Genomic DNA, 15,585 nt, shown 5'->3' with positions numbered 1-15,585 from the left:
TCCTTCGGCGAAGGGTGGCTTTAGATGTGCCACAGGCAAGCGGATAATCCTAGCGAGGTGACAGGCATCATGACACGAGTTTACGCGATTCTTGCAGGTGTGGCCGTTATCGTGCTGCTGGGTGTGACCTATTTCGTCACGCAACGGGGCGGCGAAGGCGATGACCAGTTCGCCCAATGTCGCGGCGGTGCGGTAGCCGGTGGAGCCGGCGCCATCGGCGGGCCCTTCACGCTGGTCAGTGAAACCGGTGAGACGGTGACCGAAGAGGACGTGATCGACAAGCCGGCACTGATCTATTTCGGCTATACCTTCTGCCCCGATGTCTGCCCCATCGACAACGCACGCAACGTGGCCGCCGTGGAAATGCTGGAAGAGCGCGGCGAGGACGTGAAGCCGGTTTTCATCACCGTCGACCCCGAGCGTGACACGGTCGACGTGATGCGCGAGTTCACCGACGCCTTTCACCCCGATCTGCTTGGCCTGACGGGAAGCGAGGAGCAGGTGAAGACGGCGACCACTGCCTACCGCGCGTTTTCGTCCAAACAGGATAGCGACGACCCGGATTACTACCTCGTGGATCACTCGACCTTTACTTATCTCACCCTGCCCGAGCACGGATTTGTCGAGTTTTTTCGGCGGGATGACACCGCCGAGGCTATGGCGGACCGTGTCCAGTGCTACTTAGATGCCAGTTGACCCTGCGATAGTTTGACGCATGATCAGGGGCGCGCTACATCTGAAGTCGCGAGCGGGAGGAGACTTGCACAATGGCGGAACACGCGGAGCTCGGAGCCGACAGGACATTGTTGCTTGTCGATGACGACGAACCCTTTCTGAGACGCCTTGCAAAGGCGATGGAGAAGCGAGGCTTCGAAGTCGAGATGGCGGGCTCCGTTGCAGCGGGACAGGCGATTGCCACGGCGCGCCCACCGGCCTACGCGGTGTGCGATCTGCGGCTGGAGGATGGCAATGGCCTCGACGTGGTGGAAACCATTCGCGAAAAGCGTCCCGACAGCCGGGTCGTGGTGCTGACCGGCTATGGCGCGATTGCCACCGCCGTCGCGGCAGTCAAGATCGGGGCGACGGATTACCTGTCGAAACCGGCGGATGCGACGGACATCACCAACGCCTTGTTGGCCAGTGACGACGAAATGCCGCCGCCACCGGACAACCCGATGAGCGCGGATCGCGTGCGCTGGGAGCATATTCAGCGGGTCTATGAGCTGTGCGACCGGAATGTCAGCGAGACGGCGCGGCGGCTGAACATGCACCGCCGGACCTTGCAGCGGATCCTGGCGAAACGCTCACCGCGATAAGTCATACCGCTTGCAAATGCGGTCGACGGTCGTGCCGTCGGCCAGCACTGTGTCGGGCAGGCGCCTGCAATCCTCGAACCCCTTGCTTTGATAATAGGTCAGGCCACTGTCGTTGTCGGCGCGGATCGTGGCGTTGATCCATTTGTATCCGATGCGTCTGGCGCGCCGCTTGGTGGCCTCGAACAGTTTCGAGCCGATGCCGAGGCCGGTCTGGCCCAGCCGGACGAAGGTGGCGATATCGGCGGCCTCGGGCGGCAGGTCGGGATGCGGGCCGATATGCTGAAAGCCCAGCACCTGCGCCGCGTCGTCCTCGGCCAGGATCCATGCGTTCAGGCCGGGAAGAGCAGCATTTCGGCCTGCATCTCTTTTGGAGTGATGGACGTCGTCCGGGCCGTGGTGCCGCCCTTGGCGATGATCCGGTTCAGCAGTTCCGCCATCTGGCGGGCGTCGAGCGGATTGGCCTGACGAACGTGGATCATTCGGTCAGGCGCATCAGCTCTGCATGGCGGGCGGTGTAATCGGCGCGGGCCTCCATCGGCGGGCGCAGCACGATGTGCAGACCGTCGATGATATCAGCCGGGGGCGTGCCGAAGAAACGGGTCGCCTCGGCCTCTGAAAAGCCGGCGATTGTCGTGGCCTCCATCCAGGCGCTGATCTTGTCGGCCTTCTTGATCGTCTTCTTGACCTGCATCGGGATCGCCGCGGGCAGGCCAAACCGCAGATGCACCGCCGCCGCCAGTCGCTTGTCGAGTTCGTCATAGGCCGGCCCAACGGCATTTTTCACGGGCGAGATCATGTCACCGATCACGTATTCCGGTGCGTCATGCAGCAGCGCGGCCAGTTGCCATTTTGGGTCCGGACGCGGGTTCAGGCGGGAATAGAGCCTTTCCACCAGCAACGAATGCTCGGCCACCGAATAGGCAAAATCGCCGTTTGTCTGCCCGTTCCAACGCGCGACGAAGCTGAGCCCATGGGCGATATCCTCGATCTCGATATCGACGGGCGTCGGGTCCAGAAGGTCGAGACGACGACCGGACAGCATCTTTTGCCAGGCACGGGGAGGTGGCACGGGGGGCTCCGTTACTACAGGGTTTGTTCATGGTTTATGCATCGGATGGCCGAATTGCAAAGCATCGCTGGCACGTCCGATGTGCCACATTCCTGCCACATTTCCGCCGCACACTGGCCGCATCGCATCACTGCTGCCAACGATGTCGGGCTTATGAGGCAAAAAACAATCGAGAACTGCCCCGCATCGACGTGATCGCGACCATAGACAGGGTATGTCCGAACTGCTGCGGCGTGCCCCTGATAGACCTGTAAAAGGAGCTTGAGATGATCAGGCAACTCTCAGCGGTCGGGGCAGCATTGGGCGCATTTGCCATCGGCACGCCCGCCATCGCCGCGCAATGTGCAGAGCGCGAGACGGTCGTGGAGCGGCTCGCCGTCCATTACGACGAACAGCCCACCGCCGCCGGCCTGCAGACCACGGATGACAGCCAGGCGCTGGTCGAGGTGTGGTCCTCGCGCGAAACCGGAACCTTCACCGTGATGATGACCAGGCCCGACGGCATGACATGCATCGTGGCCACCGGCACCGACTGGCACCAGCAGGGGCCAGACGCGCATATCCTGGGATCGGCCAGCTAAATCCGGTTCCGGTCGAACCGTTCCGAGCCTTGTGCAAAGGCTTCGTCTTCTCGTGGGTACGAAAGCCCTGCAACCGGCACATCTCGCTGGAAAGACTCCGTTTTCGGCAAAAAAGCGCCGCCCTGCGCCCCGCCGGGCGGCATTTTCGATTCCGCCGGGAACTATCCTGATGCGGGCTTGGTTGAGGCGGCATAACGCAAAGGAGGAAGATCCAATGTATAAGACACTGACAACTTCTGTTGCCGCCATCGCCCTGATGACCGGCGCAACGTTCGCCCAATCCGAAGCGGATGCCGAAGGCACGCTGACGACCGAGCAATCGGCCGAGGTCGAGAGCCAGGACACCTCGGAAGAGCTGGAACAGAGCGCCGAGCAGACCGGCGATGCTGTTGAAGACGCGGCGGAAGACACAGCACAAGCTGTTGAAAACACCGCAGAAGATGCAGCCGAGGGTGCCGAGGACATGGCCGAAGGCGCAGCCGACGCGACCGAAGAAGCAGCCGATGATGTTGCGGAATCGACCGATGAGGCCGCTGACGACATGACGGACAGCGACGTTGCTGCTGACACCGAGACCGATGCAGCTACCGAGTCGTCGGACAACATGGCTGCCGACACCGAGATGAATGCTGAAGAAGGCAACGACGTCACCAGCACCGAGGGTGGCATGGACAGCAGCTTCAGCGGCATGCTGGTCGGCGACATCCTTGGCCAGAACGTGACCACGCAAGCCGGCGAAGATGTGGGCGAGATCGACTACATCGTGCGCCAGGGTGAAGACCTTGCTGCCGTGATCGGCATCGGTGGCTTCCTTGGGCTGGGCGAATACACCGTCGCCATCCCGCTGGAAGAATTCTCGATGGCCCCCGAAGGCGAAGGCATGATGCTGAGCTCGTGGACCGAAGAAGAGCTGAAAGCACAGCCTGAATTCGACGAGACCGGCGTGGAAGGTCTGGAAGACGACGTGCCGCTCGACAGCGCGATGTAAATCGTACCCTGCAGCGTTACGCAGGACGCCGGGCGCCCCTTGACGGGGGCGCCCGTTGTCGTTTCCGGCATCGCCCCGGCGCATTCGTGCGCTCCGTGGAAAAGCCGCGAGAATTCCCTTTGTCGAGCAACGGTATGTGGCTATCCTGCGCGAGGCTTTTGCGCCGGAACTGAAAACACACCCCGGTGGAATGCCGGGACAGGTGGGAGAAGACTTTATGGGACGCCGTGATGAATTGATTGCAAAATACGCAGACGATTTGAAAACCAAATGCGGGATGACCCCGGACATGGACCTTTTGACCAAGGTCACGATCGGCTGCGGGCCGGCGATTTACGATGCCGATGCCGCGACCGTGGCCGCGGGGCAAGAGCACGAGTTGGAGACGGTGAAGGACAACTTCCTGATCAAGAAGCTGGGTCTGTCCGACGGGCCGCAACTGATGGATGCGATCAACCAGTGCATCGAGACCTACGGCAAGTCCGAGCGCAACAAGTACCGAGCGGTGATCTACTACATGCTGACCAAGCACTTCGGCAAAGAAGCGGTCTATCGCTGAGACCGGCAAGACCCGAATGAAACGCCCGCCCCCAGTGGTGGGCGTCTTGCGTTCAGGGCGACTGTTTGAAGAGGTCGGCCAAGGTTTTCAGCTGTCAGATCGCCCGCGTTGCGTGCCCGAAATGCTTTATCCGAGCGCGGATCTTCACCGCATCAAAGCCCCGGCGTTCTATTCGGGAACCGTCGGTTGAATCAGGACCGACAGGGGACCGCCGCGCGGGCGTTCCTTGTTGAAGTCGATCTCGGATTCGATGTGGCGCAGGTGCATGTCGACCATGGACTGCGCTGTCGCCTCGTCGCGGTTGACGATGCTTTCGACGATCCTGGAATGCTCGTCATCGTCACACAGGCTGGCGCGATTGGATCCGTATAGCCCGATGATCAGTGAGGTTCGCATGGTCAGTTCGGACAGATATTTTTCCAGCACGCCGTTGCGGCCGATCCGGCCCAGCAACATGTGAAAGGCGCGTGAGGCGCGAATCGCCCGGGACCTGTCGTTGGCGCTGCGCACGCGGTCTTCTTCCTCCAGATGGGCGCGCAGCGCGGTCAGGTCGGTGGCGTTGGCATTGCGCACGACGTTGCGGATGATCGTGGCCTCGATCGCGCGCCGGGCCTGGAATACGTCGCGCGCCTCGGCTTCGGACGGGGTGGCGACGAAAGCGCCGCGATTGGGGATCAGATCGACCACCTGATGCGCGGCAAGGGTCGCCAGCGCACGGCGTACATGCGCGCGATTGCAGGAAAAAAGATCGCAGAGCGCCTGTTCCCCCAGCTTGGTCCCCGCCTGAAGGCGCTGATCCGCGACCGCGTCCAAAACATGTTCGACGATCATCAATTCTGGATTTTCGGACATCGGATCACCGCAATTCAGCCTGTGTCGAAAGGTGCCATTATTCCCGACAAAATTCGACCGCAAAAATTGTCTATTTAGATTGTTAACAATTTATGTTATCTAAAGTGCAGATCAAGTGGAGGAGCACATGAAAATCGCCGTCATCAACCCGAACGCCACGGTCAGCATGACAGACAAGATCGCAGCGACGGCGCGGTCGGTCTGCGCGCCGGGCGTGGAAATCGAGGCGCGCACCGGAATCGGCGCGCCGGTCAGTATCGAAGGCCATTACGACGAGGCGATGGCAATGCCCAAGCTTCTGGATCAGGTCCGCGACGCCGAAGCCGGACATGCCGATGCCATCGTCGTGGCCTGTTTCGACGACCCGGGCCTGGGGGCGTGCCGCGAGATCGCGACCGGCCCGGTGGTGGGGCTGTGCGAGGCGGCGGTGAAGGCCGCTAGCATGATCGCCACGTCTTTCAGCGTGATCACCACGCTGCCCCGTTCCGCCCCGATCATCGAGGAGCTGGTGCGGCGCTATGGGCTGGATCACCAGTGCCGCAAGGTGCGCTCGGCGGCGATTCCCGTGCTGGCACTGGAAGAGCCCGGATCGAATGCCCGCCTTCTGGTGCGCGACGAGATCCTGCGCGCGATCGAGGAGGATCGCTGCGAGGCCGTGGTGCTGGGCTGTGCCGGTATGTCCGATCTGGTGGAATGGCTGTCGGAGGAGACAGGCATTCCGGTGATCGACGGTGTCTCAGTGGCGACGAAATTCGCCGAGGCGCTGGTCGGCGCGGGGCTGAAAACAAGCAAGATCGGAGCCTACGCCACACCCAACCCGAAATAACAGACAACTGGGAGGAGACAGATGACAATTTCGGATACAAACGAGGGCGTTATGCCCCAGGAAGACCACGTACCCCACGCAATCGACAAGAAGGGCGTGGGCGAGGAATCGCTGGCCCCGCAGGAGACCCGGATCATGGATCCCTGGTCGTACCTGTTCGCGTGGCTGGGCGGCTGCGTGTCGATCGGCACCTTTACCATCGGGTCGGGCCTGGTGGGCACGCTGAACCTGCTTCAGGTTTTTCTGGCCATCGCCATCGGCTGCACCGTCATCGGCGTTGCGCTGATGATCAACGGGGCGGCAGGCCACAAGTACGGCATTCCGATGATGGTGCAGGTGCGCTCCGCCTTCGGGTTCACCGGCTCGCGCATTCCCGCGCTGGTGCGGTCGGTTCCGGCCATCGTCTGGTTCGGCTTTCAAAGCTGGATCGGTGCCGGGGCGCTGAACCTGGTGAGTGAAACGCTGTTTGGCTATTCCAACATCGTCGTGTTCTTCATCGGCTTCCAGTTCCTGCAGATATTCCTGTCGGTTCTGGGCTTCCATGGCATCAAGTGGCTGGAAAACATCGGCTCGGTCTTCATCATCGGATCGCTGATCTACATGTTCGTGTCGGTGATCGGCAAATACGGCGAGGAGATCAGCACGAACCTCGTGAATGTCGAAGGCACCTGGGGCGCGCCGTTCTGGGGGGCGACAATGCTGTTCCTCGGGATCTACGCGACGATGATGCTGAACGTGTCGGACTACTCGCGCGAATTGCGCCGTTCCGTCGGGCGCACGCGGCAGGTGGTGATCTATGCCAACTCGATCCTGCCCGCGACACTGTTCATGGGTCTGATCGGGCTGATGGTGTCGGGTGCGACCGGCGAGGTGGACCCGATCCGCGTGTTCTCGAACGCGGTGGACAACAAGCTGTTGCTGGTCATCACGTTGCTGTTCATCGCCTTTGCGCAGGTGACGACCAACATTCTCAACAACGTGGTGCCGCCGGCCTATGCGCTGATGGATGTGTTCAAGCTGAACTACAAGACGTCGGCTGTTCTGGTCGGGTTGCTGGCCTTCGCCACCTTCCCGTGGGAACTGGTCAAGGACGAGTCCGCCGCCGGTCTGAACCTGTTCATCCAGACCTACAGCGCCTTCCTCGGCCCGATCTTTGCGATCCTGGTGGTGGATTATTACGTGCTGCGCCGGCAGGTTCTGGACCTGGACAAGCTTTACGACGAGACCGGCGACTACAAGGGATTCAACCCGGCGGCGCTGATCGCGATGGCCGTGGGGATTGCCGCGGCTCTGACCTTTTCGTCGGTTTCGTGGTATGCAAGCCTCATCCCGGCGGGGCTGACCTATTACCTGCTGATGCGGCACATGCCCGCCGCGCGCCGGTTCCTCGACGGCTGAGGCACGCATATCGCCCGGAAGGGGCCGCGCGCCGGCCCCTTCCGCCCGTCCGCCGCTGACGCGTGCCCGGACAGATTTCAACAAAGGAGCAGACATGACCCGCTATCCCCGTGACATGCGCGGCTACGGCGCGACGCCGCCGGACCCGCGCTGGCCCGATGGTGCGAAGATCGCCGTTCAATTCGTGCTGAACTATGAGGAGGGCGGCGAGAACTGCGTTCTGCATGGCGACGCGGCCTCGGAGGCGTTCCTGTCGGATATTCCCGGTGCGGTGCCGTGGCCGGGCCAGCGTCACTGGAACATGGAGTCGATCTATGAATATGGCGCGCGGGCGGGGTTCTGGCGGTTGCACGACCTGTTCACAGGGGCGGGTATTCCGCTGACCATCTACGGCGTCGCCACCGCCCTGGCGCGCAGCCCCGAACAGGTGGCGGCGATGACCGGCGCCGGCTGGGAGATTGCCAGCCACGGTCTGAAATGGATCGATCACAAGGACATGCCCGAACACGAGGAGCGCGCGGCAATCGCCGAAGCGGTGCGCCTGCATACCGAGGTGGTCGGCGAACGGCCGCGCGGCTGGTACACGGGCCGGTGCAGTGTCAACACCGTGCGCCTTGTCGCCGAGGAAGGCGGGTTCGACTATATCTCGGACTGCTATGACGACGATCTGCCCCACTGGCGCGAATTCTCCCGGCGCGATCAACTCATGATCCCCTATTCGCTGGAAACCAACGACATGCGCTTTGCCGCCACGCCTGGCTGGGTGACGGGCGGCGATTTCGAGACCTACCTGAAGGACACGTTCGACACGCTTTATGCCGAGGGCGCGGCGGGCGCGCCGAAGATGATGACGGTGGGGCTGCATTGCCGCCTGATCGGCCGCCCCGGCAAGATCGCCGGGTTGCGCCGTTTCATCGAGCATGTGCAGCGTCACGATGCCGTCTGGTGCCCGCTCCGCAGCGACATCGCGCGGCATTGGGCCGCCACCCACCCCCACCATCGCCAGGAACGCCCCAGCGCGATGAAAGAGGGACGGTTCATCCAGGTGTTCGGACCGACGCTTGGCGCGGGCAAGTGGCTGGCCCCGCGGGCCTGGGCACTGGAACTTGGGCCGGGCCATGACAGCGCCATCGGGTTGCACAATGCCTTTTGCCGCGCCTTGCGCAGCGCCTCTGACGCGGAGCGTGCGGCGTTGGCGCAAGAGCTTGCCGGGACGGCGCAGTCCGCGACGGTCGGCGCGGGCGGGGATGATCCCGGAGCGGCGACAGACGCGCGCGCCGTCGACCGTGCCTGCACGGCGTATGAAACCGCGCTTCTGCCGCGCCTGCGAGAGTTGCTGCCATGAGCGGCCCGCGCATTCAGGCCGCTCCATTGACGGCAGAGGCCTTTGCCCCGTTCGGCGACGTGATCGAGGCTCGGGGCGCGCCCGATATCATGATAAACCAGGGTCGCTGTGGCCGGTTCCACGACCGCGCGCGGCTCGATTTCGGAGACGAGGGCCGCGCCGGGCTGAGCCTGTTCGACGCCGAGGCGGAAACCCTGCCCGCCAGCCTCGGGATGATGGAGCGTCACCCGCTGGGAAGCCAGGCCTTCGTGCCGATGGATCCCGTGGCGATGCTGATCTGCGTGGCCCCGGATGCGTCGGGCCGCCCCGGCGAACCGCGCGCCTTTCTCAGCCAGCCCGGACAGGCGGTGAACCTGCTGCGCGGCGTCTGGCACGGCGTCCTGAACCCGATCGGCGGGCCGGGCCGGTTTTTGGTGATCGACCGGATCGGACCGGGCGACAACCTTGAAGAACACTGGTTCGAGCAACCTTTCACAGTCCAGGGAGACCTGTCATGAGCGACCGCACCTATGCCTATCCCGAGGGCGGGTTGCCGCCCCAGAGTCAGCTGCTGACCGGCCGCGCGGTGTTTACCGAGGCCTATGCGGTGATCCCGCACGGCACGATGAGCGATATCGTGACCAGCAAGCTGCCGTTCTGGGACAAGGCCCGGTTCTGGGTATTGGCGCGGCCCCTGTCGGGCTTTGCCGAGACATTCTCGCAATATATCGCCGAGGTGCAGCCCGGCGGCGGCAGCGACCGGCCCGAAACCGAAGCAGGGGTCGAGGCGGTGCTGTTCGTCGTCGACGGGACGCTGCGGCTGACGCTGGATGGCGTGGCGCACGAAATGGCTCCCGGCGGATACGCCTACATCCCGCCCGATACGGACTGGCAGCTGAGGGTACCGGGCGCGGCGCCGGCCCGGTTTCACTGGATACGCAAGGCGTATCAGGCGGTTGACGGGATCGACGCGCCCCCGGCGCTGGTTACCAACGAGGCAGATGTCGCACCGACCGCGATGCCCGACACCGACGGCCGGTGGGCCACCACCCGGTTCGTCGATCCCGACGACCTGCGCCACGACATGCATGTGACCATCGTCACCCTGCAGCCGGGCGCAGTGATCCCGTTTGCCGAAACCCATGTCATGGAACACGGGCTTTACGTGTTGCAGGGCAAGGGGGTCTATCGGCTGAACCAGGACTGGGTCGAGGTGGAGGCCGGCGATTTCATGTGGTTGCGCGCGTTCTGCCCGCAGGCCTGCTATGCCGGGGGGCCGGAGCCGTTCCGCTATCTTCTTTACAAGGACGTGAACCGGCACATGCCGCTCGCGCCCGGGGCCTTGGGTCACTTGCCGCGCTGAGCGGCGCATCCCGGCAGCGGTAGTCGACACGCCGCCGGGCCAATTCAAAAAACAATAATGATGTCGATGGACAGAGAGGACACCATGACTGCAATCGATAACAACCACGGCCATGCCGGGTCCACGCTGGACCCGGAAGGCAACACGCTTCAGCCGGTCAAGCCCGGGGAAAAGACCTGGGGATGGTTCGCGATCTTCAACGTCTGGGCCAACGACGTTCAGTCGTTGTTCGGCTATTCGCTGGTGGCGTCGCTGTTCATCTCCTACGGGGTCAGCGGCTGGACCGCCTTTGCCGCGCTGATCGCCGCGGGGCTGTTCACCATGTGGATGGTCAACCTGTCCGGTGCGCCGGGCGAGAAATACGGCATCCCCTATCCCGTGTTGGCCCGCGCCAGCCTTGGCACCGGCGGCGCGCGCCTGCCCGCGGTCCTGCGGGCGACGGTCGCGGTGTTCTGGTACGGTGTGCAGGTCTACTTTGCCTCGACCGCGGTTGCGTTGCTGATCCGGTCCCTGACCGGGATCGAGGCCGGGGGCGCGGAGGTTCTGGGCCTGACCGGAATCGACTGGCTGTCGTTTTTCATCGTCTGGGCGTTTCACATCGTGATTTTCTGGCGTGGCATGAACTGGGTCGAGACCTTCCTGAACATCGCCGGGCCCTTCGTCTATCTGGTGATGATCGGCCTGCTGATCGTGCTTTGGCAACGCGCCGACGGCAAGCTGCTGGACGCGACCGCCACGATCTTTGCCAATCCGGATGCGACCTTCTTGACCGAGTTCAACGGCTTCGTCGCGATCGTCGGCACGATGGTGGCCTATTTCGCCGCGGTGATGATCAACTTCAGCGATTTCTCGCGCTATTCGCGCGACAAGCGTTCGATGGTGCTGGGCAACCTGGTGGGGCTGCCGTTCAACATGATCCTGTTCTCGGCGCTAGCCCTGCTGACCACCGCGGGGGCGGCTGTCGTCTTTGGCGAGGAGATCACCAACCCCAGCGTTATCGTCGAGCGCACGGATAGCGTGCTGCTGGGGGTCATCGCCGCGCTGACCTTCTTTGCGGCCACGGTCGGGATCAACCTTGTCGCCAATTTCATCCCGGCGGTGAATGGCATCGCCAACCTTGCACCGGAAAAGATCAGCTTTCGCAAGGCGGGGCTGATCACCTCGTTCCTGGCGCTGATCATCGGCGGCTTCTGGACCAGCTTCATCAGCGAGGTCGGCATCAGCGGGTTCGTCAACACGCTGGGTGCGACGCTGGCCCCGGTGTTCGGGATCATGATCGTGGATTACTACCTGCATCGCGGGCAAATCCTGGACGTGGATGATCTCTATGACATGTCGGGGGGGCGCTATCATTACAGCAACGGTTGGAACCTCACGGCGGTCAAGGTCTTTGCCATCGCGGCGATCTTCTCGGTCGCGACGGTCTGGGTGCCGTGGTTCGGGTTCCTGTCGGGGTATAACTGGGTGATCGGGGCCTGCCTTGGCGGCGCGTTGTACTATGCGCTGGCCAAGACGTCTGCCACGACCTGACCCTGGCAAAAATGGCGGCCGGCGGCAGAGTGATGCTGCCGGCCTGCCGCGGACCGGATCAGCCTTGTGCCGCGCGTCCGGGGCGACGACCTGAGGGTTTCAGGTTCGCCCGCTATCACAACATGACAATATGGTTGTCCCAGGCGACGTCGTGCCGGGCCAGCGCTTGCGGTCCGGCCTTGTCGATGGCGAACAGCCCGCCGAGCCCGTCGCTGGCCAGGTATCCCGACCCGAGTGGCGCCAGGCCGCAGATATCCGCGCGGGTCACGCGGCCCAGGAACGTGCCGTCATCCGTGAACCGATGCAATCGCCCGCCTCGGGGCGAAGTGATGGCCAGGTCGGGGCCGTCCCCGTCCCCGCTGAAGGCGATGCTTCCGGCATAGCCGTCCATCGCAAGTTCATCGGCCAGGGGCGCGGAGGCAAGAACCGGCGCTTCGCCCATCCGGTGCAGGCCCAGCAGCGGGGTCGCGGCCCCGGCCTCGCCCTGCCATTGCATCGCGAAACCGACCAGCCCGTCCGCCCGGACCGCAAGGTGCCGAATTGAATTCTGGTGCAGCTCTGGGGCCAATTCCACGCGATCCCGCTCGACGCCCTCCAATGACAGGTAGACGAGGCTGGGTCGCATGCTGTCCAGGTTCAACTTTCTGCGGTCCGTGGGGTCGGTTGCAATGCCGCCATTGGCGACGACCAGGGTCGCGTGGTCGGGCATGAGCCGAATATCATGCGGGCCTATGCCGCCGGTGGGAAAGGCTCCGATCCGGGTGTAGCCCTGCGCTGCATCCCAGACACCGATCATGCCCATGCTGGTGTCGGCCCGCTGCTCGCTCGTCAGCAGCAGCGCGCCGTCGGAGGTAAAAACGCCGTGCCCATTCAGATGCTGCCCCTCGGGCGGGGTCAGCCGGTGGCGCACCGCACCCGTCGCGCAGTCGATCACCAGCGCGAAACGGCCCGGTCGCCTTGCAAAGGCCACGGCTTCGGCGCGCCGCGGATGTCCCGCCCCGGCGTGACCCCGTGCCGGAAGCGGCACCCGAAAGGTCGTCGTGCCGTCCCGGGACACGCCATAGAGCGCAAAGACCCCGTCGGGGTCTTTCGCCGCGGCCAGGTAGTGTGGGTCGCCCACCGCCGCCCAGCCAAGGCGCGGGGCAGCGCCAGCCGCCATGAGCGATGCGAGAAAACTGCGCCGCGTGGCCATCGTTCAATCTCCATCCTGTGAATTGAAGCCCGGCGTGATCCCGTAGCGGGCGCCGATCTCTTGCTCAATGGCCTCGCGAAGGCTGTTGACGGCCTGTTGCAGGACCTCTGCGCGCAGCCGCGCCTGTGGATCAGTCACGTCCTGAAACGCGGGCGCCTCGATACGCGCCGCTGCGGTTTGCACGGTCTCCAGAGCGGCGTCGGTTGTAGGCGTCGGCCAATCCGCCAGAGCCGTGGCCAGCCCATGCGCGGCTTCGGCTGCCAGTACAACGTTGCGGACGGACCGCCCTGATCGCCTCGCCTCGGCCAGCGCGGGACGCGGGCGGTCGAAGGTGCCCAAGGGCAAGCCCAGCCGCTTTTGCGCGGTGAAATCCAGCGACGACAGGATCTGCGTGTAGAGCGCGCGCAGGGCTTCGTCTTCGGTCAGGAAGGTGGCATTGCCCGCAGCGCCGGCGCTGCGCAGGGTGGCGGCGAACTCCCCCTCCCAACTTGCCTCCAGCGCCTTGGCCTGGTTGTGCAGGTCCGCGGCGATGGCGGTGACAAGATCGCAGGTATAGCTTCCGGGGGCATACTCCGCGAAGGCCGGGTCATGGATCAGCATTTCCAGCGCGAAGAAACCGCGCGCGGCGATCGAGACATCGGCATAGCCTTCCGGGTCACGGGCGATCGGGTCTTCCTCGGCGATCAGACGGGTCAGCGTGCGCTGGGTAAAGCCGCGCGGGTCGGGCCAGAAAGCGATCGAAAGGGCGCCGGTTTCGGAGGGGCCAAGGCGCAGGTCCGCCACCGGCATCCAGGCGTCGAACGCGGCCTGATAGGCCGGCCCCACGGCTTTCGGACGGCAGTCCGCGGCCGCGGTTTCCGCCAGCACCGCGGCCCTTTCGGCGAAAGCGTCAAAGCCGGGCAGGATGTGCCGGTCCAAAGCGCTTTCCACGTCGGCCAGGGCTGGCGCGGCAAGGCAAAGCGTCGTGGCGAGGATGGGCAGTCTCATAGGCTCTCCAGGTAACGGATCAGGGCGTCGCGGTTGGCGGGGGGCATATCGACAACCCGGTCGCGGGCCGCCTGCGCTTCGCCACCATGCCACAGGATCGCCTCCAGAAGCGACCGGGCGCGGCCGTCATGCAGGAAATATGTGTGGCCGGACACGGTTTCGGTCATGCCGAGCCCCCAGAGCGGGGCAGTGCGCCATTCCTGACCGCTTGCGCGGCCTTCGGGGCGGTTGTCTGCCAGACCCGGCCCCATGTCATGCAGCAGCATGTCGGTGAACGGCCAGATCAACTGGAAACTGGCCGGGTTGTCACCTTCCAGCCGATGGGTCACGTAGTTCGGACGATGACAATCGGCACAGCCGGTCTGAAAGAAGACTTCGCGCCCTCGCAGAACCCGGGCGTCCTCCACGTCGCGGCGCGCGGGAACGGCAAGCGTCCGACTGTAGAAGGTCACCAGATCAAGACCGACCTGATCAATCTCATGGCCGCCTTGCTCCGCGTCGCCACCATGCAGGGCCGCCGTGCAATCGGTCTGTGCATCGGTGCATTCGCCCGAGCCTGCCGGGTGGACCGGATTGGAGATACCGATATCGCCCGCAAAGGCGCTGGCGCTTTGTTCGAGCACGGTCGGGTTGCCGGCTTTCAGACCAAAACGGCCCAGCATCGGCTGCTCGTGCACGTCGGACCAGACGACCTGGGGCCGGCCCGAGATGCCATCGCCATCCATATCTTCGGGGTCAGCCCAAGCCAGGATATCCTGCGTGGGGATCGCTTCGAGCAGCCCCATGCCGATCATCTGGGGCGCGACGCGAGGGCTGATCATGGCAGCTTCGTGCAGCGGGCCATAGCCCAGATCGGCAGCTGTGTAGGCCGGATCGCGCAGGGTGACGACCTCGCCCCCCGAAAGCACGACCTCGATCTCCTCGTAGTCGATCTGAAGCCGATATTCAGGCGCATGGCCCGGCAGGCTGAAGTCCTGCAACTGGCTGCCATAGGTCGGTTCAGGCGCCACGGGATAGGTCCCCTCGATAAAGGAATGGATCGCCTCGGCCTCTGCCGCCGCGGCCGGAACCGATACGCGCAGAAACATCGACACGGCGCTGTCGTCGGGCCCTTCGGGCGGATGGCCCCGCCCGTCCTTGAGGTGACAGCGCTGACAGGAGCGCGCGTTATAGAGCGGCCCAAGCCCGTCCGACGCCAGCGTCGACGCGGGTGCCGAAACCCAGACGCGTTCGAACATGCCATTGCCAAGCTTGAACTCCATTTCCTGTTCGAAGGTCAGGTTGGCGGCGGGTTGGGAAAAGGCGTCGGGCGTGTTGCGCGCCCGCACGGTCTGGCCGCCTGCGGGGTTCTGTTCGAATGCCCAGGCCGCAGAGAAATCGGTTGGACGCGCGGTCACCGCCGCAATGCGTGCACGCTCCGCCTCGGTGCGCGGGATGATGTCGAGATGCACATCCGCCAAGCCCGACCATGGCGCAGTCTCGGACAGGTGTGCGGCAACTGGAATGGACAATACCGCCGCAAGCGGCAGCAGGAAAATCAGCGGCTTTCGCATGGGTCTCACGTCGTGCGACAGGCCGGGGGCGCGGACACGCCGCACCC

The 15,585-nt window shown here is 64.1% G+C and carries 18 protein-coding genes; 11 read left to right on the top strand and 7 right to left on the bottom strand.

The annotated features are described in order from the left end of the window. The first annotated feature begins 69 nt into the window (after positions 1-69). Together C2I35_RS08270 and C2I35_RS08265 are read left to right on the top strand one after the other, a co-directional pair. Complete coding sequence (locus C2I35_RS08270; RefSeq protein ID WP_103762578.1) at positions 70-696, top strand: SCO family protein; 627 nt, start codon at positions 70-72, stop codon at positions 694-696. A 71-nt stretch (positions 697-767) separates the two neighbouring features. After that, entirely contained in the window at positions 768-1,316 is a 549-nt protein-coding gene (locus C2I35_RS08265) for an ActR/PrrA/RegA family redox response regulator transcription factor (RefSeq protein ID WP_103762577.1), read from the top strand. Here the strand turns inward: C2I35_RS08265 and C2I35_RS22435 are convergent. From C2I35_RS22435 to C2I35_RS08255, 3 genes are read right to left on the bottom strand one after another with little or no spacing between them, the layout of a single operon-like run. Continuing rightward, positions 1,305-1,610, bottom strand: a complete 306-nt coding sequence (locus tag C2I35_RS22435; protein ID WP_245890452.1) for a GNAT family N-acetyltransferase — start codon at positions 1,608-1,610, stop codon at positions 1,305-1,307. The two genes, C2I35_RS08265 and C2I35_RS22435, sit on opposite strands and share 12 nt — an antisense overlap. A 35-nt stretch (positions 1,611-1,645) precedes the next feature. Continuing rightward, positions 1,646-1,795: a hypothetical protein gene (locus tag C2I35_RS22430; RefSeq protein WP_245890451.1), complete on the bottom strand. Its 150-nt coding sequence runs from the start codon at positions 1,793-1,795 to the stop codon at positions 1,646-1,648. Further along, the gene (locus C2I35_RS08255; protein ID WP_103762576.1) at positions 1,792-2,358 is read right to left on the bottom strand and encodes an HD domain-containing protein; all 567 of its coding nucleotides are present in this window, start codon (positions 2,356-2,358) and stop codon (positions 1,792-1,794) included. The genes C2I35_RS22430 and C2I35_RS08255 overlap by 4 nt, the downstream gene beginning before the upstream one ends. Before the next feature lie 293 nt (positions 2,359-2,651). Between C2I35_RS08255 and C2I35_RS08250 the strand changes: the two genes are divergently transcribed. From C2I35_RS08250 to C2I35_RS08240, 3 genes are all read left to right on the top strand, one after another. Continuing rightward, entirely contained in the window at positions 2,652-2,966 is a 315-nt protein-coding gene (locus C2I35_RS08250) for a hypothetical protein (RefSeq protein WP_146049989.1), read from the top strand. A 214-nt stretch (positions 2,967-3,180) separates the two neighbouring features. Continuing rightward, positions 3,181-3,954 carry a PRC-barrel domain-containing protein gene (locus C2I35_RS08245; RefSeq protein ID WP_103762574.1) on the top strand — a complete coding sequence of 258 codons (774 nt, stop codon included), beginning with the start codon at positions 3,181-3,183 and terminating at the stop codon, positions 3,952-3,954. A 217-nt stretch (positions 3,955-4,171) separates the two neighbouring features. Then, positions 4,172-4,513, top strand: coding sequence for a DUF2853 family protein (locus tag C2I35_RS08240; protein ID WP_103762980.1), 342 nt, complete (start codon positions 4,172-4,174; stop codon positions 4,511-4,513). 168 nt (positions 4,514-4,681) lie between these two features. Here the strand turns inward: C2I35_RS08240 and C2I35_RS08235 are convergent, their stop codons facing one another. Then, on the bottom strand, positions 4,682-5,365 hold the full coding sequence (locus C2I35_RS08235; protein ID WP_103762573.1) for a GntR family transcriptional regulator: 684 nt from the start codon (positions 5,363-5,365) through the stop codon (positions 4,682-4,684). Between the two features lie 127 nt (positions 5,366-5,492). Between C2I35_RS08235 and C2I35_RS08230 the strand changes: the two genes are divergently transcribed. The 6 genes from C2I35_RS08230 to C2I35_RS08205 all read left to right on the top strand — a co-directional run bounded on the left by C2I35_RS08230 (position 5,493) and on the right by C2I35_RS08205 (position 11,806). Continuing rightward, on the top strand, positions 5,493-6,191 hold the full coding sequence (locus C2I35_RS08230) for an aspartate/glutamate racemase family protein (RefSeq protein WP_103762572.1): 699 nt from the start codon (positions 5,493-5,495) through the stop codon (positions 6,189-6,191). Positions 6,192-6,212: 21 nt separating this feature from the next. After that, positions 6,213-7,589 (top strand): NCS1 family transporter, encoded by a 1,377-nt coding sequence (locus C2I35_RS08225; RefSeq protein WP_245890450.1) that lies wholly within the window; start codon positions 6,213-6,215, stop codon positions 7,587-7,589. A 94-nt stretch (positions 7,590-7,683) separates the two neighbouring features. Then, positions 7,684-8,934 carry an allantoinase PuuE gene (gene puuE / locus C2I35_RS08220; protein WP_103762570.1) on the top strand — a complete coding sequence of 417 codons (1,251 nt, stop codon included), beginning with the start codon at positions 7,684-7,686 and terminating at the stop codon, positions 8,932-8,934. Next, entirely contained in the window at positions 8,931-9,431 is a 501-nt protein-coding gene (locus tag C2I35_RS08215) for an ureidoglycolate lyase (RefSeq protein WP_103762569.1), read from the top strand. Before puuE ends, C2I35_RS08215 begins: the two co-directional genes overlap by 4 nt. After that, a complete protein-coding gene (locus tag C2I35_RS08210) occupies positions 9,428-10,276 on the top strand; it encodes a bifunctional allantoicase/(S)-ureidoglycine aminohydrolase (RefSeq protein WP_103762568.1) in 849 nt (282 codons plus the stop codon). Before C2I35_RS08215 ends, C2I35_RS08210 begins: the two co-directional genes overlap by 4 nt. 84 nt (positions 10,277-10,360) lie before the next feature. Further along, positions 10,361-11,806: an NCS1 family nucleobase:cation symporter-1 gene (locus C2I35_RS08205; RefSeq protein WP_103762979.1), complete on the top strand. Its 1,446-nt coding sequence runs from the start codon at positions 10,361-10,363 to the stop codon at positions 11,804-11,806. 115 nt (positions 11,807-11,921) lie between these two features. On the opposite strand, the gene C2I35_RS08200 is transcribed toward C2I35_RS08205, so the two are convergent. The 3 genes from C2I35_RS08200 to C2I35_RS08190 are packed head-to-tail and all read right to left on the bottom strand — an operon-like array spanning position 11,922 to position 15,538. Beyond that, positions 11,922-12,998, bottom strand: a complete 1,077-nt coding sequence (locus C2I35_RS08200) for a DUF1513 domain-containing protein (protein WP_103762567.1) — start codon at positions 12,996-12,998, stop codon at positions 11,922-11,924. A 3-nt stretch (positions 12,999-13,001) separates the two neighbouring features. After that, complete coding sequence (locus C2I35_RS08195) at positions 13,002-13,985, bottom strand: imelysin family protein (RefSeq protein WP_103762566.1); 984 nt, start codon at positions 13,983-13,985, stop codon at positions 13,002-13,004. Then, on the bottom strand, positions 13,982-15,538 hold the full coding sequence (locus tag C2I35_RS08190) for a di-heme oxidoreductase family protein (RefSeq protein WP_103762978.1): 1,557 nt from the start codon (positions 15,536-15,538) through the stop codon (positions 13,982-13,984). The genes C2I35_RS08195 and C2I35_RS08190 overlap by 4 nt, the downstream gene beginning before the upstream one ends. Positions 15,539-15,585 lie beyond the last annotated feature (47 nt).

It is taken from the genome of Roseovarius confluentis (assembly GCF_002917925.1).
Taxonomy (GTDB): Bacteria; Pseudomonadota; Alphaproteobacteria; order Rhodobacterales; family Rhodobacteraceae; genus Roseovarius; species Roseovarius confluentis.
Note: the sequence above shows the minus strand (reverse complement) of the source record. Positions and strands in the feature narration are given on the sequence as shown.

Excerpts from the sequence above, each read along its gene's own strand:
- C2I35_RS08270 (WP_103762578.1), top strand. The coding sequence starts at position 70 with ATGACACGAGTTTACGCGATTCTTGCAGGTGTGGCCGTTATCGTGCTG.
- C2I35_RS08265 (WP_103762577.1), top strand. The coding sequence starts at position 768 with ATGGCGGAACACGCGGAGCTCGGAGCCGACAGGACATTGTTGCTTGTC.
- C2I35_RS22430 (WP_245890451.1), bottom strand. The coding sequence starts at position 1,795 with ATGATCCACGTTCGTCAGGCCAATCCGCTCGACGCCCGCCAGATGGCG.
- C2I35_RS08255 (WP_103762576.1), bottom strand. The coding sequence starts at position 2,358 with ATGCTGTCCGGTCGTCGTCTCGACCTTCTGGACCCGACGCCCGTCGAT.
- C2I35_RS08250 (WP_146049989.1), top strand. The coding sequence starts at position 2,652 with ATGATCAGGCAACTCTCAGCGGTCGGGGCAGCATTGGGCGCATTTGCC.
- C2I35_RS08245 (WP_103762574.1), top strand. The coding sequence starts at position 3,181 with ATGTATAAGACACTGACAACTTCTGTTGCCGCCATCGCCCTGATGACC.
- C2I35_RS08240 (WP_103762980.1), top strand. The coding sequence starts at position 4,172 with ATGGGACGCCGTGATGAATTGATTGCAAAATACGCAGACGATTTGAAA.
- C2I35_RS08235 (WP_103762573.1), bottom strand. The coding sequence starts at position 5,365 with ATGTCCGAAAATCCAGAATTGATGATCGTCGAACATGTTTTGGACGCG.
- C2I35_RS08230 (WP_103762572.1), top strand. The coding sequence starts at position 5,493 with ATGAAAATCGCCGTCATCAACCCGAACGCCACGGTCAGCATGACAGAC.
- C2I35_RS08225 (WP_245890450.1), top strand. The coding sequence starts at position 6,213 with ATGACAATTTCGGATACAAACGAGGGCGTTATGCCCCAGGAAGACCAC.
- puuE (WP_103762570.1), top strand. The coding sequence starts at position 7,684 with ATGACCCGCTATCCCCGTGACATGCGCGGCTACGGCGCGACGCCGCCG.
- C2I35_RS08215 (WP_103762569.1), top strand. The coding sequence starts at position 8,931 with ATGAGCGGCCCGCGCATTCAGGCCGCTCCATTGACGGCAGAGGCCTTT.
- C2I35_RS08210 (WP_103762568.1), top strand. The coding sequence starts at position 9,428 with ATGAGCGACCGCACCTATGCCTATCCCGAGGGCGGGTTGCCGCCCCAG.
- C2I35_RS08205 (WP_103762979.1), top strand. The coding sequence starts at position 10,361 with ATGACTGCAATCGATAACAACCACGGCCATGCCGGGTCCACGCTGGAC.
- C2I35_RS08200 (WP_103762567.1), bottom strand. The coding sequence starts at position 12,998 with ATGGCCACGCGGCGCAGTTTTCTCGCATCGCTCATGGCGGCTGGCGCT.
- C2I35_RS08195 (WP_103762566.1), bottom strand. The coding sequence starts at position 13,985 with ATGAGACTGCCCATCCTCGCCACGACGCTTTGCCTTGCCGCGCCAGCC.
- C2I35_RS08190 (WP_103762978.1), bottom strand. The coding sequence starts at position 15,538 with ATGCGAAAGCCGCTGATTTTCCTGCTGCCGCTTGCGGCGGTATTGTCC.